This is a genomic window from Leucobacter celer subsp. astrifaciens (genome assembly GCF_001273835.1).
In the GTDB taxonomy this organism is placed as follows: Bacteria; Actinomycetota; Actinomycetes; order Actinomycetales; family Microbacteriaceae; genus Leucobacter; species Leucobacter celer.
This window is the reverse complement of sequence record NZ_JHEI01000138.1, coordinates 114,491-140,968: the sequence shown is the minus strand read 5'-3', so window position 1 is coordinate 140,968 and position 26,478 is coordinate 114,491. Positions and strand designations below refer to the sequence as shown.

The following is a 26,478-nucleotide window of genomic DNA, read 5'->3' as shown; positions in this document are numbered from 1 at the left end:
CGGGGGGCGAGGGAACAGGGAGGGAAACAATATGCCTGTCGGGTCCCGTCGTGGGAGTGGCGGCTCTCACGACGACAATGGGCGCCGCGATCGAACAGCAGGAGCGGGTACGCATCGACTCGAACGCGTGATCACCGCTGCCAATGCTCCGGCGTCAGTAACCGTGCTCATCGGAGAGCAGGGGAACGGGAAGGCCTTCCTCGCCGTTCAGGCGGCCGATGAACTGCACGAACGACTCGGCGGCATCGAAGTGCTGGTGCTGCCCAATCCTCCGCACGCCGCGAGCGGTGTCGCGTCGATCTTCTCCGGCGACCTCAGAGTGCTCGAGGGCGAACAGAGCCCGGTCGACCTGTCGCATCGCATCTTCGAGCAGTTCGAGCGCCGCGCCGAGGGGTGCGAGATGATCCTCGTCGCTCCGGACATCGACGACTACTCGCCGCTCGACGCGCAGATCTTCACTCATCTCACCCGTCTCGCGAGCACGCGCCGCACGCGGATCATCGCGACGGCGAAGCACCTGACGAGCGAAGTCGAACGGCTCTGCCACGGACCGAACGGGCGCCTGATCTCGATCGGCCCGCTCGACCGCGCCGAGAGCGAGGCCTACCTCGCCTCGCTGCTGGGTGTGGAGCGGATCGAGGCCGAGACACTGCATCGGTGGCACCAGGCCTCCGACGGCAACCGCCACGCGCTCTCCGTCCTCGCGCTCGCGAGCGATCGGACGGGCGCGGTGCAGCGCAACCGGGGGACCGCGTGGGTGTCCTCGGACGAGGACTACGTGCCCGGAGAATTCGCCGAGCTCATCACCGACGCCTGCAGCCCGAAGGAGGTCGACGTGCTCGAGACCATCGCGCTGGCCGAGCCCGTCGTGGAGACGGCGCTGCTGCGCAGCCTCGACGCCGGCTGCCTGTCGCAGCTGTTCGAACGCGGGCTCGTGGCGTCCCAGATGCACGAGGGCGGCCTCTCGCTGGTGCTCGGGCACACGCTGCTCGCCGCCTCGCTCCGGACGCGCATGTCGCCCGTGCGCCGCATCCAGCTCAACGACCGCATCTTCCGCGCGCTCGACGAGGATCGCGGCGGGGTGGATCCGACGCACATGCCGGATCGGCTGATGCGTCTCGTGGTGTTCGGACTCGAGGGCGGCAGGGACATCCCGCTGTCGTGGTTGTGGACGGCGTTCGAACTCACGGCGCGAAACGGCGACCCCAGAGTCATCCTGCGGCTGGCGATGGCCACCGCCGTGCATCCCGAGGCGGAGAGCGAACAGGCGGGCGCTGCGGCGCTGCGGGCGTTCCGCATCGCGAGTCTGCTGGGGGACGACGTCGCCCTGCGCGGCACGATGCGCGTCATCGACGGCATCCTCGGCGATGCTGAGCGGTCGGAGTCGGTCGGCCCCCGGCTCTGCATCGCGCTGCGCACCGCGCTGATCTGCCAGCTGGTGTGGGACGGCGAAGAAGTGGGGCAGTCGCTTCTCGCGCTCGACCGGCTCGATCGGGATGCGGAGCGGGCGGAGGATCCGGTCGCCGCGGAGATGGTGCGCAGCACACGGGTGCTCCTGCTCGCCTGCTCGGGTCGCATCCGCGCGGCGGCCGAGGCCTGTCCGGAAGCCGAGCTGTCCGCCGATCTCGGAGTGGAGTGGGTGCGGTCTCCGGCCCGCGCCGTGCAGGCGCTGATCCTCGAGCAGCAGGGCCTGCTCCACCGCGCTGTCGCGAGCGCCGAGAACGCGCGTCGGCTCAGCCGCCTCGGGACCCGCTCCCGCACCGATCACATCGACCTTCAGGGCTTCTGCTGGCTGCTCGGGTACTGGGGCAGCGGAAGCGCCGAGAACGCGCGGCAGGTGCTCGACGAGCTGGTCGAGGAGGCCTACGCCGATACGCACGCCGAAGCCCGCTATTCAGGGCTGGTCGAAGTGGGCGCCGTGCTGCTCGGAGTGCAGGACGGCCGCTGGGGCGAGGTCGTCGAGAGCGCTGAGCGCCTGGTGGATCGCTTCGCGCGACGCGACCGGTACGGTCTGGAACCGCTCGTGCAGGCGGCGCTCGCACTGGCGCTCGCGGTGCTCGGAGAGCGCGAAGCGGCGCTGCGCGCGATCCGGGCCTCGGAGTCGCCGAGGCCCGGAATCGGCCGGGCCCTCGGCGGCCACGGCGCGATCCTCGCGCTGCGCGCGCGACAGTGGCTGCGGTGCGGCGACGCGCTCGACGAGGCGGAGCGCATCGCGGAGTGGGCGCGCGCCGAGGATCTGGGACTGATCGAGCTGCAGGCGCTGCACGCGATCGCGTTCGAGGGGCGTGCGCCGTCTGCTGGCCTTCGCGCTCGCGCCTGCAGCATCGCCGCGGGCATCGACCCGACGGTGGGGGACGCCTTCGCCGCGCACATCGAGCGCATCGCCGCGCAGCCCGGATTCAGCCCGGCCGACAGCGACGAGCCCGAGGTGCGGCTACTCGCCGATCTCGGCGTCTGGCTGCCGCTGCCCCCCGCCCCCGGCCTCACCGCGCGGGAGCGCGAGGTCGTGCTGCTGGCCGCTCTGGGGCACACGAGCCGCTTCATCGCGGAGCGGCTGTACATCTCGGTGCGCACCGTCGAGACGCACCTCTCCAACATCTTCGCCAAGCTCGGCATCGAGAACCGCGATGAGCTGTGGCGCTGGGTGACGCGGAATCGCGCGGCGCTGACATCCGTCTGAGCCGCGCCGCGCGCCGTGGAGGAGTCGCGGCTGCTGCCGCGGATCCCGCGCCGATCTAGCGCGGATCCCGCGCAGATCCCGCGCCGATCCGCTCCGGGGTTCCAAGGACGCACACAGTAGCCTCGGGTAGATTGAGGCGTTATCGTCGAGTGCGGTTGTCGCTGCTCGCAGGAACTCCGGGAAGCTGAATGGCCAAGAAACTCGCTGCAGGGGCGGATCGCTCGACCTCGGTGCGTCACGGCAGGCTGCGCCGCTCGAGCGGCTGGGGTAATGCGTTCCGCGTGCTGCTGACCACTGCGATCGTGGTCGCGCTGAGCGGTGTCGCGACCGTCACCTACGCGGTGTGGGGGTTGGTCTCCGATGTGCGCACCGTCGATCTCGGGCCGGGAGCCGACGCGGTCGGAGCCGGCGACCAGTCCATCGACGGGGCGCTGACAATCCTGCTCGTGGGATCCGATTCGCGCGAGGGCCAGAGCTATCAGGACGGCGAGGAGGGCGAGCTCAACGACGTCACCCTGATGCTGCACGTCTCCGCCGACCACCAGAACGCCACCGTGGTGAGCTTCCCCCGCGACCTCATGCTCCCGATCCCGAGCTGCCCCAGCGAGGACGGCCAGCCCGACTACTACCCGGCCATGAGCGAGCAGCAGCTCAACAGCACCATGATGTACGGCGGTCTGCCCTGCGTCGTGCGCACCATCGAAGAGCTGACCGGCATGAGCATCCCCTACGCCGGGCTCGTCACGTTCGACGGCGTGATCGGCATCTCCAACGCGATCGGCGGCGTGGAGGTCTGTCTCACCCAGCCCATCGTCGACGAGCACACGGGGCTCGACCTGCCCGCGGGTATGAACACGCTGGAGGGTTCGGATGCCCTGCAGTTCCTGCGCACGCGGCACGGCGTCGGCGACGGCGGCGATACGAGCCGCATCAGCAACCAGCAGGTCTTCATGTCTGCGCTCGTGCGGCAGCTGAAGAGCGCCGACACGCTCTCCGACCCGGTGAAGGTGTACGGGCTCGCGAAGGCGGGCGTCGACAACCTGACCCTCTCCAGCAGCATGGCCAGCGTGCAGTTCATGCAGGCCGTCGCGGGCACGGTGAAGGACATCGATCTCGACCGCATCAACTTCGTGCAGTACCCGTCGTTCACGCACCCCTATCAGGAGGGGCGTCTCACCCCGGACTCCCTCAACGCCCAGGTGCTCTTCGAGGTGCTCGAGAGCGGTCAGCCCTTCTCGGTGACCGGTACCGGCGAGGGTGTCGTCAAGGAGGGCGAGGAAGCGGCCGAGGATTCCGGCGCGGTGGCCGAGGATCCGAACGCTCCCGTCGAGGATCCGAACGCCGAGACCCCGGTCGACCCGAACGCGCCGGTGGAGCCCGAGGGCCCGGCGACCGACGAGAACGGTGCGGTGCTGCTGCCGGAGGGCATCACCGGGCAGGACGCGAGCACCGCGACCTGCTCTGCCGGGCGCACGGTCTTCTGACGCCTCGAGCGCGGCGCCCCGTGCGGCTGAGCGGCTGCGTTGGAGCGCGCACGATTTCCTGCGGGGCGGGTCGTCCGGTTAGAATGGATGACGTTGTTCGCGTATGGAGACGTGCCGGAGCGGCCGAACGGACTTCACTGCTAATGAAGGGTCGGGCTAAAACCTGACCGGGGGTTCAAATCCCCCCGTCTCCGCCAGATGAACAACACAGCGGGACCCTGCTTCGGCAGGGTCCCGCTGGTGTTTTCGACGGGGTCCGCGCGCTCGAGCAGGCACTGCTCGCTGATGGGGTGGGCGCCGACCCTGCGAGGTTCCCCAGCCTCGGGAGTCCCGCCCCGCGGAAGACGCGAGGAGCGGCCGTGCGCATCAGGAGGTGCTCGGCTCCTGAGCCCAATCGGCATTCTTCAGGGAGATCTGCTCGGTCATGTCGTCGAGGAAGAGTGTCACGACCGCTCGTTCGGCGCTGGTCAACCGCGCGGCTGAGGAGAACCGTCGGGCCTGGAGCCGGCCGACCGTCTCCTGCGCGGACGCCTGGGTCTCGGGCGTGATCTCGATGACGAATGCACGTCGGTCCGACGGGTGGATGTGCCGGATGATGTGCCCGCCCTTCTCGAGCCGTCCGAGGAGCTTCGTCGTGGAGGCGGCCGACACGCGCAGGTGCGCCGCGATCATGCTCGGAGTCACCGTCTCTCCCTGGCGCTTCGCGACGATCAGGTAGTGCAGCGCCCGCATGTCCTGCGTGCTCAGGCGCATGTACTTCCTGGATGCCTCCGAGAGCCGGAGCTCCGCCTCGCGGAGTCTGGCGAGCGCGTTCATGAGCTCGCTGATCTCGGCGAGATCCTGGGGGGCGAGGTGCGCGGCCTCCGCGAGCTGCGGAGCACCGTTGGCCTCGGTGAAAGCGTAGAGATTCGAGGCGATGGCGTCTTCGCCTGATTTCTCCTCGTTCTTCTGCACGTCACCATCCTACGGTTTGCTCAACCGAAGAGGTAGATAGTAACTTATTGGATAATAAATCATGTATGGATACTATTAACTCTAGTTGATTATATCTACCGAGGGAGGTATCGATGCCCGGCGATCGACTCACCGCCGCTGTTGAACTCGGCTCGCCCGGAGCCCCTCCGGATGCCGTGGCCCACGGCTCGGTCGATACCGGGCATCAGATCGGCCGGGAGGTCCATGCGCTGCTCGACGGAAGGGTGAGTCGAGCCGCCGCATACGGCCCGTCGTTCTCCCTGCTCTGGGAGATGTCCTCGCGCTGCGCGCAGGGGGGCAAGCTCCTGAGACCGCGGCTCCTCGTCGACGCCTTCGACGCGATGGTCGTCGAGGCGACGATCGACCCCGCGCGCAGAGGGATTGCGCTGCGCATCGCCGCAGCCGTCGAGATCCTCCACTTCTCCTTCCTGCTCCACGACGACGTGATCGACGACGACCTGTTGCGGCGCGGAGCTCCGAATCTGATCGGAGAGCTCATCCTGCAGCAGGGCTCCGGCGTCACGGGCGGTGACGTTCCGGCGGGGCTCCAGGCGACGCGGAACCACCTGCACTGGGCCCGCAGCAACGGGATCCTCGTCGGCGATGTGATGCTGTCGCTCGCCCACCAGGTGTTCGCCAGGCAGCCGCTTCCCGAGGGGATCAGAGTGCGACTGCTCGATCTGCTCGACCACGCGATCACCGAATCCGTTGCGGGTGAGCATGCGGACGTGGGGCTGAGCGATGGGATCATGCCTGCAGAGCTGAGCGCCGTGCTCGAGATGACGCGCCTCAAGACCGCGACGTACACCTTCGAACTGCCCCTCAGAGCGGCGGCTGTGCTCGCCGAGAGCGGACCCCGCACCGAGGCCGCGATCGCTGCGATCGCCCGACGCATCGGCGTCGCCTTCCAACTGCAGGACGACCTCTTCTCCGCGTTCTCACCCTGCCTGGAGCACGGCAAGGATCCGTTCTCGGATTTCCGCGAGGGCAAGGAGACGGCGATCATCGCGTACGCGCGGGTGACCAGCGCATGGCCGAGCATCGAGCCCCGTTTCGGCGCCGTCGACTTCTGCGAGCAGGACGGAATCCTGATTCGCGACCTCCTGGTGAGCTGCGGTGCCGAGGAATTCATCCGATCGCTCGTCGACGAGCACCTTCGCGCCGCCCTCGAACTCGTGTCGACCGATGACCCGGTCCTGCCGGGTCCGCTGGTCGATCGTCTGCTCCAGCTCGTCGACACGCTCGAATCGAGGCGATTCTGATGGCCGGCCTCGAACACCTCACGCCCTTCGCCAGGTATTCGCTCGCATCCGAGCGCGCCGCAGACCAGATCATTCGCGCGTACTCGTCGTCGTTCGGCATGGCGACGAAACTGCTCGGACCGAGGCATCGGACGCATGTGCGCAACATCTACGCGCTGGTGCGGGTCGCCGACGAGCTGGTCGACGGCGCGGCCGATGGTGCGGGCCTCTCTCCGATCGAGCAACTCGAATCGCTGCAGCAGCTCGAGCGCGAGACGGAGCTCGCGAGGAGAAGCGGATACAGCAGCAACCCCGTCGTACAGGCCTTCGCCGGCACTGCGCGAGTCGCCGGTATCGACGCCGACCTCACTGCGCCCTTCTTCACCTCGATGCGCATGGACCTGCAGCCGCATCAGCAGGCGAGCGGCGCACTCTCGCTCGAGCACGACGCCTTCCGGCCGGGAGGCCTCGCCCACGACCGATATGTCTACGGTTCTGCGGAGGTGGTCGGACTCATGTGCCTGCGGGTGTTCATACGAGACGAGTCCCTCACCGCCACGGAGATCTCCGCGCTGGAGCACGGCGCCCGGCGCCTCGGAGCCGCGTTCCAGAACATCAATTTCCTGCGCGACCTCGGTGACGACCGCGATCGGCTGGGACGCGACTACCTCGGATCCGGTGAGGAGATGGATGCCGAGTTGCAGGCGCGCTGGATCGCCACGGTGCGCGAGCAGCTCGGCGATGCGGCCGAGACGCTGCCCCTCCTGCCGCGAGATGCCCGTGTTGCGGTGGGGTGCGCGCTGCGACTCTTCGAAGAGCTGACGAACCGCATCGCCCGCACGCCCGCCGAGGCGCTGCAGCGATGCCGAGTGCGCGTGGGCACGGCGACGAAGGCGAGGCTGGCGCTGCAGGCGCTGTTGGACCTGCCGAGGGCCGCTTCGAGGGAGGCCGCAGCATGACTCGCACCGTCGTGATCGGGGGAGGCCTCGCCGGCCTCGCGACGGCCGCGCTCCTCGCCCGAGAGGGGCACCGGGTGCATCTGTTCGAGCGCAACGCCCGCCTGGGCGGTCGTGCAGGCACGATCGAGCGCGAGGGATTCAGATTCGACACCGGCCCGTCCTGGTATCTCATGCCCAGGGTCTTCGACCACTTCTTCGAGATGCTGGGCACCTCCACCGAAGAACAGCTCGATCTGCGCATGCTGGATCCGGGATATCGGGTGTTCGGCGAGCCGGGCCCCACGGATCGCAGCATCACGGTGCCGCACGGCGTCGAACGGGTGATCGCCCGCTTCGACGCCGTTGAACCGGGGAGCGGCCAGAGACTTCGCGCGTACCTGCGGTCGGCGACGCGGGCGTCGGATCTCGCCGAGCGCTTCTTCCTCTACAACCCGTTCACCCGAGTGAGCTCCCTCGCGTCTGCCCCGGTGCTGAGGGCGGCTCCCCGGATCGTGGGTCTGCTCGGCACCTCCCTCGAGCGCTTCGTCTCCCGCAGGTTCTCCGATCCGATGCTGCGTCAGATCCTCGGCTATCCGGCGGTGTTCCTCGGAACCGACCCCGCTCGTGCCCCCGCGATGTACCACCTCATGAGTGCGCTCGACCTCGATGAGGGGGTGCGGTATCCCATGGGCGGATTCTGGGGACTCGTCGAGCGAGTCGAGGCGCTGGCGCGAGATGAGGGCGTGCGGATCTCGACGGAGGCCGAGGTCTCGGCGATCCTGACCCGGCGATCCGACGGCAGGCTCAGCACGAGCGGGGTGCGGTGGCGTGACCGCGACGGCTCGGAGCACATCGAGCACGCCAACGCGGTCGTGTCCGGCGCCGATCTGCACCACACCGAGACCGGGCTGCTCCCGCCCGAGGCGCGCAGCTTCCCGGAGCACTGGTGGCGGGGCGTGGAGAGCGGCCCGGGGGCGGTCATCCTGATGCTCGGGATCGAGGGAGAGCTGCCCGAACTCGAACATCACTCGCTGTTCTTCGCCCGAGACTGGCGAGACAACTTCGAGGCGATCTTCGGCCCGGCGCCGCGCATCCCCGATCCCGCCTCGCTCTACGTCTGCCGGCCGAGCGCGACGGATCCGGGTGTGGCTCCGCAGGGGCACGAGAACCTCTTCGTCCTTGTCCCGGTTCCGGCCGATACCGCCATCGGGGCCGGCGGTCCGGACGGCACCGGAGACCCGATCGTCGAGCGGATCGCCGACGCCGCCTTGCAGCAGATCGAGCAGTGGGCGCGGATCCCGGATCTGCGCAGCAGAGTCGTCGTGCGCCACACGATCGGTCCGGCCGACTTCGCCGCCGACTACTCCTCCTGGCGAGGCGGCATGCTCGGCCCGTCGCATGTGCTGCGACAGAGCGCGCTCTTCCGCGCGCAGAATCAGTCCAAGCGGGTGGACGGCCTGTACTACGCCGGAGCCACCACCGCTCCAGGCGTGGGTGTGCCGATGTGCCTCATCAGTGCGGAGCTCGTCGTGAAGCGCATTCGAGGAGATCACTCGCCCGGCCCGCTCGTCCCGTCCGCCGTCGCGGAGGCGCGGAGATGATCCCTCTCGTGTATCTCGCGAGCCTGCTCGCAGGCATCGGATGCATGCTGCTGCTCGACCATCGGTTCCGACTGTTCTTCTGGAGAGACGCGGCGGCCGCATCGCTCGTGACGATCGCCGGCACCGGCTTCCTGCTGCTGTGGGATGCGGCCGGCATCGCGAGCGGGATCTTCCTGCACGGCAGCGGGGCGATCTCATCCGGGATCCTGCTCGCGCCCGAGATGCCGATCGAGGAACCCGTATTCCTCGTGTTCCTCGTGCTCTGCACCATGGTGCTCTATACCGGGACCGAGCGACTCATGGAGAATCGGGTACGTCGGCGAGAGAGGCCCGGACCGTGACCTACGCCCTCGTCTCCGCAGGGTTCCTGGCGGTCGCCGCCGTGGCTGGGGCCGTGCTTGCGCGGAGGGCCGGCGGTCGCCGTCCCTCCTGGGGCGCGGTCGTGCTCGCCGGAGCGGTGCTGCTCGTGCTCACCGCCGTCTTCGACAGCATCATGATCGCCGCGGAACTCTTCTCATATGCTCCCGATCTGATCTCGGGCCTGCGCGTGGGCCTCGCTCCGGTGGAGGACTTCGCCTATCCGCTCGCCGCCGTGCTCGCACTCCCGGCCCTCTGGGCGCTGCTGACCCGCGAGGGCGGTGTGTCGATGCGGCATCTGCTCAGGCACGCCTGGGTGTCCTCCCGCCCGATCAGCTGGGTCAACACCGCATTCCCCTTCGCCGCCGCGATGCTGCTCACCACTCGTGAGATCGATTGGCTGCTCGTCGTGGGGGCCATGTACTACCTCGTGCCCTACAACCTGGCCATGTACGGCATCAACGATGTCTTCGACTACCCGTCGGACGTTCGGAATCCCCGCAAGGGAGGCATCGAAGGCGCCCTCCTCCCGCCCGAGTTCCACCGACCGCTGATCTGCTTGGCGGTGGCCTCGAACGCGCCGTTCCTCGTGGTGCTGATCATCGCGGGCAACCCGGCGTCCACCGCCGCGCTCGCCCTCAGCACCTTCGCGGTCTACGCGTACTCGGCACCGCGGCTCCGCTTCAAGGAGCGGCCGCTGCTCGACTCGATCACCTCGAGCACCCACTTCGTGAGCCCGGCGCTCGTCGGCCTCGCGCTTGCCGAGGCGCACTTCGATCTCGGGCTCGTCCTGGCGCTGACCGCGTTCTTCATCTGGGGCGTGGCCGCCCACGCGTTCGGCGCGGTACAGGACATCGTCCCCGATCGCGAGGCGGGAATCGGATCCATCGCGACCGTCATCGGCGGCCGGAGGACGGTTCGAGTCGCACTGATCCTCTGGGCCGCGTCCGGCGCGATCATGCTCGCGGTCCCCTGGCCGGGGCCGCTCGCCGCGCTGGTCGCGCTCCCGTACCTCATCAACTGCCTCCCCTACGCGAACATCACCGACGCGGAGGCGTGGCGCGCGAACCGCGCCTGGCGTCGCTTCATCCGGCTCAATTACCTCTCCGGCTTCCTCATCACACTCATCCTGATCCTGTTCTGGAGCATCACCGCATGAACGCACGAATCCTCGACCCCGATACCCGCCCTGCGTCGCGATCACGCACCGGCATTCGGCCGCCGCGTGTGATCCGCGTGCTCCTGCCGGCGCTGATCATCCTGATCTGGCTCGTCGGAGCCGGCGTCGGAGGGCCCTACTTCGGCAAGGTGGGCGAGGTCTCCTCGAACGACCAGACGACGTATCTCCCCGAATCGGCCGACGCGACGCGCGTGCAGGAGGCGCTCGGCGACTTCAGCGACTCGGACGCGTTGCCGGCGGTGGTGGTGGTGACCTCGTCGACCCCGCTCACCGACACGCAGATCGATCAGGTGCAGGAGGCGGTCGATACCCTTCCCGGCATCGACGGCGTCGCAGAGGGGACCTCACCGCTCCTGCCGTCCGAGGACGGGCGGGCGCTGGAGGTCTTCGTCCCCGTCGCGGGAGATGCCGAGATCGGAGACGTCGTGTCCGACCTGTCCCAGCACCTCCGAGACGCGATGCCCGCCGGCATCGAGGTGTTCGTCACGGGTCCAGCGGGGTTCACGGCCGACCTGGTCGAGGCGTTCTCCGGGATCGACGGCATCCTGCTGGTCGTGGCGCTCCTCGCCGTACTCGTCATCCTGATTGTCGTGTACCGCTCGCTGCTGCTCCCCATCGCGGTGCTCTCGACCAGTCTCTTCGCGCTCACCGTCGCGCTCCTCACGGTGTGGTGGCTCGCGAAGGCGGAGGTGCTGCTGCTCAGCGGGCAGACCCAGGGCATTCTCTTCATCCTCGTCATCGGCGCCGCCACCGACTACTCGCTGCTCTACGTCGCCCGCTACCGCGAGGAACTCCGTGTTCAGCAGGATCGATGGATGGCGAGCATGCAGGCTCTTCGCGGCTCGTTCGAACCCATCCTCGCCTCTGGCGGAACGGTGATCGCCGGGCTCCTCTGCCTGCTGTTCAGCGATCTCAAGTCGAACAGCACGCTGGGGCCGGTCGCATCCATCGGCATCGTCTTCGCCATGCTCTCGGCTCTCACCCTGCTGCCGGCGATCCTCTTCATCTTCGGAAGGGCCGCGTTCTGGCCGAAGCGGCCGGTGTACGAACCCGAGATCGTCGCCGCCGAAGGGGGTGTGTCGAGCACGGGGCTCTGGCATCGCGCCGGTGCGCTGATCAGCCGACGCCCAAGAGCGGTATGGGTGGTGACCCTTGTCGTGCTGCTCGCAGGTGCCATGGGTGTCACGCAACTCCAGGCTCAGGGGGTGGCTCAGTCGGAACTCGTCCTCGGCTCCTCGGAAGCACGGGACGGCCAGCAGGTGCTGGGGGAGCACTTCCCCGGCGGTTCGGGCAGCCCGGTCTCGGTGCTCGCGGATCTGGATGATCTCCAGGGCGTCGCGGACGTGCTGCTCGACCACCCGGGCATCGACGGCGTGAGCGTGCTGAGCGAGGATTCTCCGGCGGGTGCGGTGCCCATCACGGCCGATGGGATCGCGGCGATCGGCCCGCAGGGTGCTCCGGCGCCCGAACCCGCGGTCGTCGACGCGCGGGTGCTGATCCAAGGCACCCTGACCGCCGCAGCCGACTCCGCCGATGCCGAGCAGACCGTGCGGGAACTCCGGCAGACCCTCGCCGACGGCGGCATCGAGGCCCTGACAGGAGGCATCACCGCCACCGCGATCGACACGAACGACGCGTCGATCCGCGACCGGACCCTCATCATTCCGATCGTCCTGATGGTCATCCTGATCATCCTGATGCTGCTGCTGCGTTCTGTGGTCGCGCCGGTGATCCTGATCCTCACCACCGTGGTGTCCTTCGGCACCGCACTGGGGGTCTCCGCACTGGTGTTCAACCACGTCTTCGATTTCGCGGGCGCCGATCCCGCCGTCCCGCTGTACGGCTTCGTGTTCCTCGTCGCGCTCGGCATCGACTACAACATCTTCCTCGCCACGCGGGTGCGGGAGGAATCGCTGCGCCACGGAACCCGTCAGGGGATCGTCCGGGGGCTGTCGGTCACGGGAGGGGTCATCACCTCGGCGGGGCTCGTCCTCGCGGCGACGTTCGCCGCGCTGTCGGTCATCCCGATCCTGTTCCTGGTGCAGATCGCCTTCATCGTCGCCTTCGGCGTGCTGATCGACACGTTCGTCGTCCGTGCGCTCCTGGTGCCGGCCCTCATGTACGACATCGGTCCGGCCGTGTGGTGGCCGTCACGATTGCATCGCGAATCACGGGACGGCTCCCGGGGTGCTGCGACCTCGACGGCCGCACCCTAGATGCGGTTGATCTCCTGCCGGGGGCGCACCGCGATGTCGGTGATCTGCACGTCGGCGGGGGCGTCGACCACGAATCGCACGGCGCCCGCGACCGATTCCGGGCGGATGTACCGCTCCGGCGCGTAGTGCTCGTCGGGCACCATGCTGCGCAGCATCTCCGTGTCGGTCTGCCCGGGAGCCACCGTCACCACGCGCAGGCGGTGCGGCTCCTCGTCGATGCGCAGCACATCCGACACGGCGCGCAGGGCGTGCTTGGTGGCCGCGTAGACGGCGCTGCCGGGCACCGGGCGGGTGCTCGCTCCCGAGCCGATGAAGACCACGGTGCCCTGCGCCGCGCGCAGCAGCGGGAGCACGAGGCGCGTGAGCACCGCGGGGGCGGTCACATTGACGGCGAAGTGCGTGCTCCAGTCGTGCGGGTCGGCGTTGTCGACGCGCAGGGTGCGGGCGATCGCCGCCGCGTGCACGAGCACGTCGAGCCGGTCGAGGCCGGCGACGCGCTCGGCGAGGCCCTCGGCGTCGGTGACGTCGAGCCGCCAGGGCTCCCCGCCGGTCTCGGCGGCGACGGCGCTCAGCCTCGAGGCATCGCGGCCCACGGCGATGATGCGGTGAGTGCGGGACAGCTCGCGGGCGATCTCGCGACCCATGCCGCTGGAGGCGCCGGTGATGAGGGCTACGGGACGGGGGTCAGACATGCGCTGCTCCTGGTGTCGTGGGTGGCGACCGCGATGCGGATCGCGCTGCGGGCCACGCGGTCGGTCTCGCGCAGCATGGGTGGATCGGTGCCCGGCATCGGGCTGATGATGGTGCCGTGCACGGCCTCATCGACGGGGATCCCGGCGATGTGCACGGCCGGGTCGATCGAGCCGTCGGCCCCGATCAGCAGCCCGGTCGCCCGGTCCAGGTCGAAGGCGCCGGTCATCGCGCGCGGCCCGCGCCTCGCGGGCACGGTGAAGGATCGTGCTCGACCGGCGGTGAGCAGGCTCCGGGCGAGCGGATCCGCGGTCTCGGCCAGGCTGTGGAAGTGCATCCACGCGTCGATGAGAGCGGGCGCGGTGACCTCGGACCCGGCGACGGCCGGCGAGCTCGCGGTGAAGCCGTGCGCGCTCACCGCGACGCGCGCCTCCGGGCCGATGAAGTGCACGAGGCCCTGCTCGGCGAGTGCGACGAGCTGACGATTGCGGAAGGCGGGCGGCCCCGACCCCACCATGCCGCCGATCGCGATCAGCAGGCCGTACCCCGACGCGCGCGATTCGGCGTCGAAGCCGCCCAGCGTGCCCAGAGAGCCCGCGACGCCGCGTGCGGCGCTGATCGACCACAGGCCGGCTTTGAGCGCGCTGTCGTGCCCGAGCGCCGCCTCGCTCAGGTCGCCGAGCACCCGGTCGCGCACCCAGGCGTCGAACTCGCCCGGGCTCTCGAAGGTTCCGCGCACGGGGCGCATCTCGGAGGCGAAGTCGAAGCGGAGCGCCGGATCCGGGACGAACGGCGCCAAAGCCTCGCCGATACGGGCGGGTGCGGTGAAGAGGTCCACGGGCGCGGCGTCCGCGTCGTCGGTCTCTGCGGCGAGGTCGGCGAGAGCGGCTGAGACTGCGGCCCGCAGCTCCTCCGGTCCCGCGGTGACCGATCCGGGTCGCGTGCGGCGCAGCGCATCGGTGTAGTCGAAGTAGGCGTCGGCCACGATGCGGGGCCACAGCTGCCGATCGAAATCGATGGGGCGGGGGATCGCGTTCCAGTCGACGCCCAGCGCGAAGCGCTGCTCCGGGCTCGGCGGCAGCGATCCGTAGAGGGTCTTCGCGCGGAACGGGACGCCGCGGCGCGAGGTGACGTGCAGGATCGGCTCGCGCCCCGACGGCTCGTAGCGCAGCCCGCCCGGTGCAGCCGGATCCTCGACGAATCGACCGCCGCGCCCGATGGTCAGCAGCGCCATCGTGTCGAAGAACCCCATGCCCATGCCGCGCACGATTGCGTGGGAGCCGGGGGCGATGCCGTCGAGATCCTGGTCGACCGGGCTCGCGGGCCGCACCCAGGTGAGCTCCGGGCGGTCGGCCAGCGCCGCCGCCATGCCGCGTTCGGCGGCGGTCTCCCCGCGCGGCATCCAACCCGTGGCGAGAATCACGGAGTCGGCGACGATGCGCTCGCCGTCCGAGAGCCGCACGATCTCGCGCTGAGCCCCGGCGTCGGCTGTGTGGTCGGAGCCGGCTGTGCGTCCCGAGTCGACGACGCGTTCGATGCCGATGGCGCGTGCGCGATGCCGGATCACGCGCACCCCGGCAGGCAGGGCAGCGACGGCACGGTGGTAGCACCAGCTGAGGTACTCGCCGTAGAGCGCGCGGCTGGGGTGGGAATCGGGGAGCGTGCGCGCGAGCTCGTCGCGGTAGTCGTGCGCGAGACCCGCGCGCACCGGGTGCGACTCGAAGGTCTCGACGTGGGCGCGCGGGATCTCCGCGAGGCCGGAGCGCAGGTCGGAGCCGGCGGCCGGATCGTCCTGGACGAGGAGTTCGCGCAGCACGAGCAGGCACCACTCGTAGAGTGTGGGGCCTGGGCGTACGGGTCCGGCCACCGAGCTGCCCGGCTCCGTGAAGAGGGTGACGGCATGGGCGAGCGTGTTCATGCACAGTTCGCGGGTCTGGTCCGTGCGCCAGATGCGCCCGGCTCCGGACTGCGCGTCGTCGATCACGTGCAGGTCGATCTCGGCCGATGCCGGTGCGACCTCGAGGTTCGCTCCGATGCGCTCGATGAGCGATGCGCCGCGCGGGCCGGCGCCGACCAGCGCGATCGAGGCTCTGTGCGGGGAAGAGGCCATCCCACCGTTATACGCGGTGGGCGCTGGGTACGCGGAGGCGGATGACCGAATGTGACGGGCGGAATTCGGAACGGATTTCATGAAGTTCTGTGACGGCTGCACTTTCTTGTATCTTATGACACGTATAAGAATAGCTTCGATGCGTGGAATTCCGCGCATCCGCACACCCATCGCGGACCACCGCTTAGAAACCCACAGAGGAGTCCCCAACATGAACAAGCGCCGTGTCGCCTGGATCGGAGCACTAGCCGCCGTCGCAATCGCGATGACGGGCTGCTCCGCGAGCGAGAACGGTGGGGGAGACTCCGGATCCGGTGCATCTGCCGGAGGAACCCTCACCTATCTCGAGCCGCAGACCTGGACCACCCTGTACCCGCCGGCCGCGGGCTTCTACCCGAACGGCGGCGTGGTCAACCAGATCACCGATCGCCTGCTCTACCAGAACCCCGAGACGCTGGAGCTCGAGCCCTGGATCGCCGAGGAGCTGCCGGAGGTGAACGAGGACGCCACCGAGTACACCTTCAAGCTGCGCGAGGGCGTCACCTACTCCGACGGCACGCCGCTCGACGCCGAGAACGTGGTGAAGAACATCGACCTCTTCGGCTCGGGCGATCCGGATCGTGCGCTGAACGTCTCCGAGGCGATCAACAACTACGACCACGGCGAGGTCGTCGACGAGCACACGGTCAAGTTCCACTTCTCGGCGCCGTCGCCGGGCTTCGGTCAGGCCGTCTCGACCATCAACTCCGGCCTGCTCTCGAGCGACACGCTCGACCGCACCGGCGAGGAGTTCGGTCCGGGCAACGCGACCGAGATCATCGGCAGCGGCCCCTTCGTGATCGGCGATGAGAAGATCGGCAGCGAGCTGTCGCTCACGACCCGCGAGGACTACGACTGGGCTCCCCCGTCGCGCGACCACCAGGGCGCGGCGCGGATCGACGGCGTGAACTTCATCGTCGCGGGCGAGGCCAGCGTACGCGTCGGCACCGTCGTGTCGGGCCAGGCCGACATCGCGCGCACCATTCCCGCGCCCGATGAGGGGCAGTTCGCGGCCGACGGCCTCGAGCTGGTCGCCGCGGCCACCAACGGCGTGAACAACAGCCTGAACTTCCGCTTCGGCCACCCGCTGCTGGAGGACATCAAGGTGCGGCAGGCGATCATCGCCGGCATCGACCGCCAGAAGATCGTCGACACGCTCTTCACCGAGAGCTACCCGCTGGCCACCGGTGTGCTGGCCAAGAGTGCTCTCGGCTACGTCGACACCTCCGAGAACTACGTCTTCGATCAGGACCAGGCGAAGCAGCTGCTCGACGAGGCCGGCTGGACCCCCGGATCCGACGGCATCCGCGAGAAGGACGGCGAGAAGCTGACGCTCACCTTCAACGAGGCGCTGCCGCAGCCGCGCTCGAGGGAGGTCGTGACGCTCATCCAGGAGCAGCTGGCCGAGATCGGCATCGGCGTCGAGATCTTCGCCGGCGACCAGGTCGCCCAGGACGAGGCTCAGCGCAACATCGACACCGTGCAGGTCTACCACTCCATGGTCGGTCGCGCCGATTTCGACGTGCTGAAGTCGCAGCTGTACTCGGCGAACCGCAACGCGGCGCTGAACCTGAACGCCGAGACCGGCGATCTGTACGACCCCGAGCTCGACGAGCTGCTCGCGAAGATCGCCTCCGTGCCCACCACCGAGGAGCGCCAGGAGGCTTCGGCCGCGGCTCAGCAGCACATCGCCGAGAACGCCTACGTGCTGCCCCTCTTCGAGGAGCCGCAGGTGTTCGGTCTGCAGTCGTGGGTGAAGGGGTTCCAGACCGAGTCGATCGGTCGTCCCTCGTTCTATGAAGTCACCATCGAGAAATGAGTAGGGTGGCGCTGCTGCGGCGCGTGGGCCAGGCCTTCCTGGTCCTCGTGCTCGCATACACCGGTGCCTATATTCTGCTCGCGGCGCTGCCGGGCGATGCCGTGATGGCTCGCTACGGCAGCCCCGACCTCGGCCTCACCGCGGAGCAGATCGCCGAGATCCGGGAGTCGTACGGCATCGATCAGCCGCTGCTGGTGCGCTACTTCGAGTCGATCGGCGCGTTCCTGCGCGGCGACTTCGGGTACTCGGTGCAGAGCGGTGCGAAGGTCTCCGACCTGATCGCCGAGGCGCTTCCCTCGACACTCGCCCTGGCGAGCATCGCGCTCGTCGGGGCGGTGTTCCTCGCCGTGGTGATCGCCTTCACGGCGAGCTACGGCAAGGGCCTGTGGCTGCGCCGCCTGTTCCGCAACCTGCCGCCGCTCTTCATCTCGCTGCCGGTGTTCTGGATCGGCATCGTGCTGATCCAGGTCTTCTCCTTCAAGCTCGGTCTCGTCCCCGTCATCGGCGCGAGCCCCGCGCAGGCGCTGATCCTGCCGGTGCTCACGCTCATGATCCCGATCGCAGCGCCGCTCGCCCAGGTCTTCTTGCGCAGCATCGACGAGGTGCGCGAGCAGCCCTTCGTGAACGTGGTGCGGGCCCGCGGGGCGAGCACCTCGTGGCTGCTGTGGCGCAACGTCGCCCCGAACGCCCTGCTGCCGGCGATGACGATGGCCGGGCTGCTCTTCGGCGAGCTGGTGGGCGGTGCGATCGTCACCGAGGCCGTCTTCGGGCGGGTCGGGATCGGCAGCCTCACCGCGCAGGCCGTCGCGAACCGCGACACCCCGGTGCTGCTCGCCGTCGTGGTGATCGCGACCGTGGTGTTCGTCACGATCAATCTGGTGGTGGATCTGCTGTACCCCGTGCTCGACGCGCGGCTGCGGCGCAGCGGCGCGTCGAGCGGGCGCTCCTCGCGTCGCTCGGCACCAGCCGTCGAGGCCGCTGCAACCGCGGTCGTACCGGCCGCGGAGCAGACCGCGGCGACCGATTCGTCCGCTCCCGGCGCGGAGACCCCAGGAGGCACCCGATGACCGCGATCACCTCGACCGCGACCCTCGGCCCGTCGGGCGGCCCCTCCCGCGGTGCGCGCCAGGCGAGTGCCTGGCGCGCCGCACTGCGCCCCGGGGTGCTCGTGCCGCTGCTCATCCTGCTCATCGCGCTCGCGTGGGCGATCGCGCCCGGTCTCTTCACCTCGGTGAGCCCCACCGCGCAGGTGGGCGCCGCGCTGCAGGGGCCGAGCGCCGAGCACTGGTTCGGCACCGACGCGACCGGTCGGGACATGTACTCCCGAGTGGTGTTCGGGGCGTCGCAGTCCATCACCGCGGCGCTCATCGCCGTGTCGGTCGGCCTGGTGTTCGGCTCTCTCATCGGAGTGACCGCCGGGGCGACGGGTGGCAGGGTCGACGAGGCGCTGATGCGGCTGGTCGACGTGCTGCTCGCGATCCCCACGCTGCTGCTCTCGCTCAGCATCGTGATCCTGCTCGGTTTCGGCACGGCCAACGCCGCGATCGCCGTCGGCGTGACCTCGGTCGCGGTGTTCGCGCGTCTGTCGCGCTCACAGGTGGTGAGCGTGCGCGCGAGTGAATTCGTCGAGGCCGCCTACGGCTCCGGGGGCACCTTCTGGAGCGTGCTGTGGCGGCATGTGCTGCCCAACTCGCTCACCCCGGTGATCGCGCTCGCGGCGCTGCAGCTGGGATCCGCGATCCTGCAGATCTCGACGCTCGGCTTCCTCGGCTACGGCGCGCCGCCGCCCACGCCCGAGTGGGGGCTGCTGATCGCGGAGGGCCGCAACTACGTGGCCACCGCGTGGTGGCTGACCACGCTGCCCGGCATCGTCGTGGCGGTCGTGGTGATCGCGACGAATCGTCTGAGCCAGGCCATCAACGCTGGAGGAGTCCGATGAGCGAGTCGCCGCTGCTGAGCATCCGCGACCTCGCGGTGCAGTACCGCACGAAGCGCGGCACGGTCGATGCCGTTCGCGGCGTGAGCTTCGACGTCGAGGCCGGCAAGGTGACGGCCGTCGTCGGCGAGTCGGGATCGGGCAAGACCACCGTCGCCCAGTCGGTGATCGGCCTGCTCGCCTCGAACGGTCGCATCGCCGGCGGCAGCATCACGCTGAACGAGCGCCGGCTCGGCTCGACCGAGCTCGTGGGGCTGCGCGAGCGCCGCTGGCAGGATCTGCGCGGCCGCTGCATCGGTCTGATCCCGCAGGATCCCGGCAACTCGCTCAACCCGGTGCAGCCGATCGGCAAGAGCATCAGCGAGTCGTTGCGCATCCACGGCTCGTCGAGCCGCGGCGAGGTGCGGGATCGGGTGCACGCCCTGCTCGAGCAGGTGGGCATCGACGACCCGATCCGGCGCGCGAAGCAGTACCCGCACGAGTTCTCGGGCGGCATGCGGCAGCGCGTGCTCATCGCGGCGGCGATCGCCAACGATCCGGAGCTGATCATCGCCGACGAGCCGACGAGCGCGCTCGATGTCACCGTGCAGCGCACCGTGCTCGACCTGATCGACCAGCTGCGGGAGGAGACCGGCACCGGGGTGCTGTTCATCACGCACGATCTCGCGGTGGCCGCGGATCGCGCCGACAGCGTCGTGGTGATGCGCAGCGGCGAGGTGCAGGAGGCGGGCCCCAGCGCCCGCGTGCTCGCGCAGCCCGAGTCGGAGTACACGAGGCAGCTGATGGACGACGCGCCGTCGTTCGGCCGGCTGATCGCGCGGGAGACGCTCGCTCCGCTGGTTGAGCGAGCGCAGCGAGTCGAGACCGCTGGGTCTCCGCTGGCTGGGCGAGCGCAGCGAGTCGAAATCGAGGAACGCCGAGCCTCCTCCTCCGGGGCTCCGCTCGTCGACGTGCGCGAGCTGCGGCAGGAGTTCGGTCGCGGTGCCGACGCATTCGTGGCCGTCGACGGCGTCTCCTTCACGGTCGCCCGCGGCACCACGCACGCGCTGGTGGGCGAGTCCGGTTCGGGCAAGACCACGACCGGCCGCGCGATCGCCGGATTCTCGCAGCCCACCTCGGGCGGCGTGCGCGTCGGAGACGCCGAGGGCGGCGCGGTCGAGGTCACCGAGCTGCGGGGCAGGGCGCTGCGCGAGTTCCGGCGCACCACCCAGATGGTCTACCAGAACCCCTACGGGTCGCTCGATCCCCGCCTCTCCGTCGGCCAGGCCCTCGCGGAACCGCTGAAGAACTTCCGGATCGGCGCGAGGCGGGAGCAGTCGGATCGGGTGGCCCACGCGCTCGAGCTCGTGGCGCTCCCACCCGATTTCGCGCACCGGCAGCCCCGGGAGCTCTCGGGAGGCCAGCGGCAGCGCGTCGCCATCGCGCGGGCTCTCATCGTGGAGCCCGAGCTCGTCGTACTCGACGAGGCCGTATCGGCGCTCGACGTGACGGTGCAGGCGCAGATCCTGCGGCTGCTCGCCCAGCTGCAGGAGGAGCTCGGCCTCACCTACGTGTTCATCTCGCACGATCTCGCCGTCGTGCGGCAGATCTCCGACACCGTCTCGGTGCTGCAGCGGGGCCGCCAGGTCGAGCACGGCGTGACCGAGGAGGTCTTCAGCAACGCCCAGCACCCCTACACGCAGCGGCTTATCGAGGCGATCCCCGGGGCATCGCTCACCTCGGGGCACTGGGTGATCTAGGGATCCCTTCCTCTCGCCCGCCGCTCCTGACCACTCATCGACCGCTCCTCTCCGAACGGAACCTCATGCCTTCCAACGCACCGAACGTACCTCCGACCACCGACATCATCGATGCGCTGACCGGGATCAGCGCGGGTGACGCGCTCGACGCGGCCCGCCGGCGCCGACCCGACGCGCGCGACCACGCCCAGGGCAGCTTCGGGGCCCTGTTCCTGCCGGTCGACGACTCGCAGGTGTCGCTGTCCGAGCGCGCCGCCGTCGCGCTCTTCGTGGCGCGACTGCACGCGCAGCCGGCCGCCGTCGCGTTCTACGGTGCGCTGCTGCGCGAGACCGGCGGCGGGGAGGGCGTCGAGCCCCTGATCGTGGCCGAGGCCGAGCGGGCGGCGGGATCCGGACCCTACGGGGCGTTCCACGCCGAGAACGCGCCGGAGAGCACCGAGGGCCCCGTCTACACCGTGGCGTCCGTCGAAGCGGCCTACGCCCTCGGCGACCGGCTCGCCGCCGCGCTCGAGCACGCCCACCTGCTGGTGCTGCACCCGCGCGACGCGGCGCGCGAGCATCTGCAGCGACTGCTCGATGCCGGCTGGAGCAGCACCGGCGTCGTCACGCTCTCGCAGCTCATCGCCTTCCTCACGTTCCAACTGCGGGTCGCCCACGGGCTCGACGCCGTGCGTCGGGCCGACGGCGGCGCCGCGGTCGCCGCGGACGACCTGGCCGCGCTTGCCGGCGAGGTCGCACGAGCCGCCGAGGCGCAGCTCGCGGCGGGTGCCGGGGATCCCGGCGCCGGGGCTGCCGCCGCCGAGCAGCTGCCGCCTGCGCCGCGGGTCACCGAGCCGCCGCGCTTCACCCAGGACTCGCTCGGGTGGAAGCCGTGGCTCGAGCCGCTCCCGGTGGCCGAGTTCACCGAGCGGCACTACGAGGCGCTCGTCGAGCGCGAGCGCGTGCACATGCCCTACTTCCGGGTGCTGGCGCGCGATCCCGAGGCGCTGCTCGAGCGCACCCTCACCGACCTCGACATCTTCCACAACGCCGACGCGGGCCTGCCGCGCGCGGAGCGCGAGCTCGCGGCCGCCGCCGCGTCGCGCTTCAACGGCTGCGTGTTCTGCGCCTCGGTGCACTCGCGCTTCGCCACCGAGCAGGGCGCCGACCGCGCCGAGGTGCAGCGGCTGCTCGACGAGGGGGTGACCGCGCGCTTCGGCACGCAGTGGGACGCGCTCATCGACGCGACGGTGGCGCTCACCGCGACGCCCTCCCGCTTCGGCGCCGCGGAGGTCGTGGCGCTGCGCGGCGCGGGCCTCGACGAGCTCGAACTGCTCGACGCGATCCAGGCCGGGGCCTTCTTCAACTGGGCCAACCGCCTCATGCTCTCGCTGGGCGAGCCCACGGTCTGAGGGCGCAGCCCGGGCCCCGCCCGCGATTCCGCTTGCGCCCGTGCCGTGCCCGGCCCGGGTCTGGGGCCGGGGCCGGCGAGCGCCGGCTAACCCGAGCCGCCCGCGTCACCGGCCCGGGCGCGGTACTCGCTCGGCGTGACCCCGAGCAGCGCCTTGAAATCGGTGCTGAAGTGGGCGTGGTCGGCGTAGCCGAGCTCGCTCGCGAGCGCGGCGATCCCGAGCTCCGGGTCCTCGCGCAGTCGCTGCGCACCCTCCTGCAGCCGGCGCCTGCGGATCATCGAGTGCAGTGAGAGGCCGAAGAAGCGCTCGGCGAGCCGCTGCAGGGTGCGGGCCGAGGTGTGGAGCCTCGCGGGGAGCTGGTCGACGCGCGTGATCGCGGGATCCGCGAGGGCCTCGGCGAGTTCGTTCGCGAGCGCGCCGTCCGCGCTGGGAACGGGCACCCGGTCCAGCACCCAGCGCGAGAGCACGGCCACGGCGCGCTGCCGGCGCACCGACCCCGGAACCGACACGTCGGCCATCGCTGCGACGACCCCGTAGAGCAGCTCGGGATCCCGGATCGCGCGCTCCGCATCGCGGCAGCTCGCGGGATCCGGCACCAGCGCGGGCACCGCCGCCGGTCGCAGCAGCGCGCCCACCGCCCACCCGCTGCCCGCGAGCACACGCTCGGATGCCCGGGTGGTGGGGCCGACCGCCGAGATGCTGCCGGGCTCGACGACGAGGTTGCAGGCGGGGAAGGGGAGGATCTCCTGGCGGGACTCCTCGTCGCCGGGGAGGGACCACTCCGGGATCCAGAACCAGCGCACCGCGTGGGCGAGCCCCGGAGGCGGGGTGACGCGGTGGAACTCGGGGAGTCGCTGCGGGTACAGGATGCCGCGCCGATCCTCGTCCATGCCGTCTCCCTCCGGTGATCGGGGCACCTCGGCGATCACCTCCGCGCACCCATCGTGGCGCACATCTACAAGCGACGATCTCGGCCCGATCCTACGCTGAAGGCATGAACGCTCATGAGACCCGCGCCGCGAACGGCGCGCACACGACCAACGGGATGCCGCACGGATCCACCAGCCTCACGCCGTTCCTCGCGATCCCGCGCGCTGCCGAGGCCATCGCCTTCTACCGCGACGTGTTCGGCGCGCGCGTGGTCGACGTGACCGAGATGGGCGGAGTCGTGGCGCACGCCGAGCTCGACTTCGGCACGGGGCGCCTGCAGTTCGGCGAGCCGATGCCCGACTATCACATGGTCGCCCCGCCGGAGGGCGAGGACGACTGCTACTCCATGGGGCTGTACGTGCCCGACGTCGACGACGCGGTCGAGCGCGCGGTCGCCGCGGGCGCGACGGTGCGCGAGGCCGCGACGGACTTCGTCTCGGGGGATCGCTACGCGAGCATCCGGGATCCGTTCGGCGTGCGGTGGTCGGTGATGACCCGCGTCGAGGACCTCTCCGAGGCGGAGAGCGCCGCCCGCGTGCGGGAGTGGGCACGGAATTTTCAGGGCTGAACGCGCCAGCGTTCAGCAAATTCCGTGGTGCGCATGTCGTTCGCAGAGAGACGCGGAGCGTCTCTGCGCGGCATGCGGCGGGGCCACTGCCCCGCACCGGCCCGGGTCTTTCGAGAGCTGAACGCGCCAGCGACCCTCGGTGCCGAGTGATCCGGATCAGGCCCCGCCGAAACCCTACTCTCGGCAGGGTCGCGGGTCGCGGGTCAGAGCAGCGGGACCGGGCAGCGGGACTGGGCAGCCGAACCGCCCGCCGAACCGCCTCCACCCCTATTCGTGGCTGTGCAGGTGCAGCCGCTCGCCGACCGTGTTGAAGATGCTGACGACCTCGGCGGGGCGGGTGCCCGCGGCGCGCATACGGTGCGGTGTGTTCGTGTCGAACTCGGCCGCCTCGCCGCGGGCGAGCACCAGCTCCTGCTCGCCGAGCGTCAGCTGCAGCCGCCCCGAGAGCACGTACAACCACTCGTGCCCCTCGTGCGTGCGCAGCGGCTGCTCGGGGGTGTCGGGATGGTAGGTGATCTTGAAGGCCCGCACCTCCGATTCCTCTCGGGTGAGCGGGGCGATCGTCATGCCGTCGCGCTGGATCGCGCGGCGTCGCACGCGGGGGTCGCGATCCCGCGGCTCGAGCAGGTCGTCGACGCGGATCCCGAGCTGGCGGGTGAGGGGCAGGAGCAGCTCCAGGCTCGCCTGGCGCTTGCCGGATTCGAGGCGCGAGAGCGTGCTGACCGACATGCCGGCGCGCCCCGCGAGCTCATCGAGCGTCCAGCCGCGCTCCTGGCGGGCGGTGCGCAGGCGCGGGCCGAGCTGCTGCAGTTCGTCCATGGCGGATACTCCTTGCTGATTTTGCAAATCTGATTGCAATTATGGCACGCCCTGGCGAGCATGGGAGCATGACGAACACGCACCACTCCAACCCCGCCGTCTGGGACGCCATCGTGATCGGCGCGGGCGCCGCCGGACTCAGCGCGGCGCAGGCGCTCGGCCGCTCGCTGCGTCGCACGCTCGTGATCGACGCGGGCCGGCCCCGCAACCGCTTCGCATCGCACATGCACAACGTGCTCGGTCACGACGGCACCCCGCCCGCCGAACTGGTGGCCCGTGGCCGCGAAGAGGCCGAGGCCTACGGGGTCGAGTTCCGGGCGGCCTCGGTGCTCGCGGTGCGCGACGGCGCTGAGGCGGGCGCGGTATCCGGGGCCGGGAGCGAGAGCGCGGGATCGCCGCGCACCGTGCGGCTCGAGCTCGAGGGCGGCGAGACGCTCGAAGCGCGGGCGCTCGTCGTCGCGACCGGCCTGCGCGACGTGCTGCCCCCGATCCCGGGCCTCGCCGAGCACTGGGGCAGCGGAGTGCTGCACTGCCCCTACTGCCACGGCTGGGAGGTGCGCCGGCAGCGGCTCGCGGTGCTGACCACCTCGCCGCTCGGCCTGCACCAGGCGAAGCTGCTGCGGCAGTGGAGCGAGGATCTCGTGGTGTTCAGCGCCGGTGTGGGTGTGCTCGACGCCGACACCGCGCGGGCGCTCGAGGCCAGGGGCGTGACGATCGAGCCGGCCCCGGTCGCCGAGATCGTGGGCGATGGATCCCGCGTTACCGCGGTGCGCACCGAGACGGGCCGCGAGTTCGCCGTCGACGCGGTGTTCACCGCGAGCCAGACGGTGCCGCACGACGGCTTCCTCGCCGAGCTCGGCCTGGAACGGTCGGAGACCCCGGCGGGCAGCTTCCTGGCGATCGACGGAATGGGCCGCACCACTCACCCCCGGATCTGGGCGGCGGGCAACGTGGTCAACTCGTTCGCGTCGGTGCCGATGGTGATGGGTGCGGGCACCTTCGCGGGCGCGGCCGTGAACGCCGCACTGGTGGAGGAGGACTTCGCGCTCGCCGCCGAGGCGCGGAAGCATCACCCGGAGCGAGGCCCGGTCCACCGGCACGAGCACGGTGCGGGCGCCCACTCCGAGGCCGATGCCGACGAGGACCCCGCGGTCTTCTGGGAGCGCCGCTACACCGGATCCGGGCCGGTCTGGTCGGGGCGCGTCAACCGCACGCTCGCCGATGCCGCCGGCAGCTGGGAACCCGGGAGGTCGCTGGATCTCGGCTGCGGCGAGGGCGGCGACGTGCTCTGGCTCGCCGAGCGCGGGTGGCGCGCGACCGGCATCGATCTCTCGGAGACCGCGATCGCCCGGGCCCGGGAGGCCGCGGCGGTGCGCGACGGGATCGACGCGCGATTCGTCGCGGCAGATCTGGGGGAGTGGATCGAGAATCCGCGGAGCGTCGCCGACGAGCCCTTCGACCTCGTGACCGCGAGCTTCCTGCAGTCGCCGGTGGAGCTGCCGCGCGAGCGGATCCTGCGCGCGGCGGCCGACCGGGTGGCCCCGGGCGGGCGGCTCGTCGTGATCTCCCACGCGGCCCCGCCGTCGTGGGCGGAGGGGCACCCCGGGCCGTTCCCGAGCCCCGAGAGCGAGCTGGCGACGCTCGACCTCGATCCCGAGCAGTGGACCGTGACCGCCGAGGTGCGCACCCGAGAGGCGACCGATCCGGACGGCGCTCCGGGCACCCTCGATGACACGATCGTGGTGGCGCAGCGGATCGCCTGACC

At 70.3% G+C, this 26,478-nt stretch carries 20 protein-coding genes and 1 tRNA gene; 16 read left to right on the top strand and 5 right to left on the bottom strand.

Going from position 1 to position 26,478, the window contains the following annotated elements; translation table 11 throughout:
• The first annotated feature begins 127 nt into the window (after window positions 1–127).
• The 3 genes from AMS65_RS12050 to AMS65_RS12040 all read left to right on the top strand — a co-directional run bounded on the left by AMS65_RS12050 (window position 128) and on the right by AMS65_RS12040 (window position 4,361).
• Window positions 128–2,680 carry a helix-turn-helix transcriptional regulator gene (locus AMS65_RS12050; protein ID WP_053384405.1) on the top strand — a complete coding sequence of 851 codons (2,553 nt, stop codon included), beginning with the start codon at window positions 128–130 and terminating at the stop codon, window positions 2,678–2,680.
• Between the two features lie 188 nt (window positions 2,681–2,868).
• Window positions 2,869–4,164 (top strand): LCP family protein, encoded by a 1,296-nt coding sequence (locus AMS65_RS12045; protein ID WP_053384404.1) that lies wholly within the window; start codon window positions 2,869–2,871, stop codon window positions 4,162–4,164.
• Between the two features lie 105 nt (window positions 4,165–4,269).
• Window positions 4,270–4,361: transfer RNA gene (locus AMS65_RS12040), tRNA-Ser, on the top strand.
• Between the two features lie 169 nt (window positions 4,362–4,530).
• On the opposite strand, the gene AMS65_RS12035 is transcribed toward AMS65_RS12040, so the two are convergent.
• Window positions 4,531–5,118 carry a MarR family winged helix-turn-helix transcriptional regulator gene (locus tag AMS65_RS12035; RefSeq protein WP_053384403.1) on the bottom strand — a complete coding sequence of 196 codons (588 nt, stop codon included), beginning with the start codon at window positions 5,116–5,118 and terminating at the stop codon, window positions 4,531–4,533.
• Between the two features lie 113 nt (window positions 5,119–5,231).
• Here AMS65_RS12035 and AMS65_RS12030 point away from each other — a divergent pair, with 113 nt between their 5' ends.
• The 6 genes from AMS65_RS12030 to AMS65_RS12005 are packed head-to-tail and all read left to right on the top strand — an operon-like array spanning window position 5,232 to window position 12,672.
• Window positions 5,232–6,401: a polyprenyl synthetase family protein gene (locus AMS65_RS12030; protein WP_053384402.1), complete on the top strand. Its 1,170-nt coding sequence runs from the start codon at window positions 5,232–5,234 to the stop codon at window positions 6,399–6,401.
• Window positions 6,401–7,339, top strand: coding sequence for a phytoene/squalene synthase family protein (locus tag AMS65_RS12025; protein WP_053384401.1), 939 nt, complete (start codon window positions 6,401–6,403; stop codon window positions 7,337–7,339). The genes AMS65_RS12030 and AMS65_RS12025 overlap by 1 nt, the downstream gene beginning before the upstream one ends.
• Complete coding sequence (crtI, locus tag AMS65_RS12020) at window positions 7,336–8,919, top strand: phytoene desaturase family protein (protein WP_053384400.1); 1,584 nt, start codon at window positions 7,336–7,338, stop codon at window positions 8,917–8,919. Before AMS65_RS12025 ends, crtI begins: the two co-directional genes overlap by 4 nt.
• The gene (locus AMS65_RS12015) at window positions 8,916–9,260 is read left to right on the top strand and encodes a lycopene cyclase domain-containing protein (RefSeq protein ID WP_157502245.1); all 345 of its coding nucleotides are present in this window, start codon (window positions 8,916–8,918) and stop codon (window positions 9,258–9,260) included. Before crtI ends, AMS65_RS12015 begins: the two co-directional genes overlap by 4 nt.
• Window positions 9,257–10,435, top strand: coding sequence for a prenyltransferase (locus tag AMS65_RS12010; RefSeq protein ID WP_053384399.1), 1,179 nt, complete (start codon window positions 9,257–9,259; stop codon window positions 10,433–10,435). The genes AMS65_RS12015 and AMS65_RS12010 overlap by 4 nt, the downstream gene beginning before the upstream one ends.
• Window positions 10,432–12,672 (top strand): MMPL family transporter, encoded by a 2,241-nt coding sequence (locus AMS65_RS12005; protein WP_053384398.1) that lies wholly within the window; start codon window positions 10,432–10,434, stop codon window positions 12,670–12,672. The genes AMS65_RS12010 and AMS65_RS12005 overlap by 4 nt, the downstream gene beginning before the upstream one ends.
• On the opposite strand, the gene AMS65_RS12000 is transcribed toward AMS65_RS12005, so the two are convergent.
• Together AMS65_RS12000 and AMS65_RS11995 are read right to left on the bottom strand one after the other, a co-directional pair.
• The gene (locus AMS65_RS12000) at window positions 12,669–13,364 is read right to left on the bottom strand and encodes an SDR family oxidoreductase (RefSeq protein ID WP_053384451.1); all 696 of its coding nucleotides are present in this window, start codon (window positions 13,362–13,364) and stop codon (window positions 12,669–12,671) included. The two genes, AMS65_RS12005 and AMS65_RS12000, sit on opposite strands and share 4 nt — an antisense overlap.
• A complete protein-coding gene (locus tag AMS65_RS11995; protein ID WP_053384397.1) occupies window positions 13,343–15,472 on the bottom strand; it encodes an FAD/NAD(P)-binding protein in 2,130 nt (709 codons plus the stop codon). Before AMS65_RS11995 ends, AMS65_RS12000 begins: the two co-directional genes overlap by 22 nt.
• 211 nt (window positions 15,473–15,683) lie before the next feature.
• Here AMS65_RS11995 and AMS65_RS11990 point away from each other — a divergent pair, with 211 nt between their 5' ends.
• The 5 genes from AMS65_RS11990 (at window position 15,684) to AMS65_RS11970 (ending at window position 22,396) form a co-directional block, all read left to right on the top strand.
• On the top strand, window positions 15,684–17,330 hold the full coding sequence (locus AMS65_RS11990; RefSeq protein WP_053384396.1) for a TIGR04028 family ABC transporter substrate-binding protein: 1,647 nt from the start codon (window positions 15,684–15,686) through the stop codon (window positions 17,328–17,330).
• Window positions 17,327–18,397 (top strand): ABC transporter permease, encoded by a 1,071-nt coding sequence (locus tag AMS65_RS11985; protein ID WP_083451665.1) that lies wholly within the window; start codon window positions 17,327–17,329, stop codon window positions 18,395–18,397. Before AMS65_RS11990 ends, AMS65_RS11985 begins: the two co-directional genes overlap by 4 nt.
• Window positions 18,394–19,269 (top strand): ABC transporter permease, encoded by an 876-nt coding sequence (locus tag AMS65_RS11980; protein ID WP_053384395.1) that lies wholly within the window; start codon window positions 18,394–18,396, stop codon window positions 19,267–19,269. The genes AMS65_RS11985 and AMS65_RS11980 overlap by 4 nt, the downstream gene beginning before the upstream one ends.
• Window positions 19,266–21,005 carry a dipeptide ABC transporter ATP-binding protein gene (locus AMS65_RS11975; protein ID WP_053384394.1) on the top strand — a complete coding sequence of 580 codons (1,740 nt, stop codon included), beginning with the start codon at window positions 19,266–19,268 and terminating at the stop codon, window positions 21,003–21,005. The genes AMS65_RS11980 and AMS65_RS11975 overlap by 4 nt, the downstream gene beginning before the upstream one ends.
• A gap of 65 nt (window positions 21,006–21,070) precedes the next feature.
• Window positions 21,071–22,396, top strand: coding sequence for an alkylhydroperoxidase domain protein (locus AMS65_RS11970; RefSeq protein WP_053384393.1), 1,326 nt, complete (start codon window positions 21,071–21,073; stop codon window positions 22,394–22,396).
• Window positions 22,397–22,482: 86 nt separating this feature from the next.
• Here AMS65_RS11970 and AMS65_RS11965 read toward each other — a convergent pair whose 3' ends face one another.
• Window positions 22,483–23,286, bottom strand: a complete 804-nt coding sequence (locus tag AMS65_RS11965; RefSeq protein ID WP_053384450.1) for a helix-turn-helix domain-containing protein — start codon at window positions 23,284–23,286, stop codon at window positions 22,483–22,485.
• Between the two features lie 104 nt (window positions 23,287–23,390).
• On the opposite strand from AMS65_RS11965, the gene AMS65_RS11960 reads away from it, so the two are divergent.
• Window positions 23,391–23,894 carry a VOC family protein gene (locus AMS65_RS11960; RefSeq protein WP_053384392.1) on the top strand — a complete coding sequence of 168 codons (504 nt, stop codon included), beginning with the start codon at window positions 23,391–23,393 and terminating at the stop codon, window positions 23,892–23,894.
• Window positions 23,895–24,161: 267 nt separating this feature from the next.
• On the opposite strand, the gene AMS65_RS11955 is transcribed toward AMS65_RS11960, so the two are convergent.
• A complete protein-coding gene (locus AMS65_RS11955; protein ID WP_053384391.1) occupies window positions 24,162–24,713 on the bottom strand; it encodes a helix-turn-helix domain-containing protein in 552 nt (183 codons plus the stop codon).
• Between the two features lie 68 nt (window positions 24,714–24,781).
• Here AMS65_RS11955 and AMS65_RS11950 point away from each other — a divergent pair, with 68 nt between their 5' ends.
• Entirely contained in the window at window positions 24,782–26,476 is a 1,695-nt protein-coding gene (locus AMS65_RS11950) for an FAD-dependent oxidoreductase (protein ID WP_053384390.1), read from the top strand.
• The last annotated feature ends 2 nt before the right edge of the window (window positions 26,477–26,478 follow it).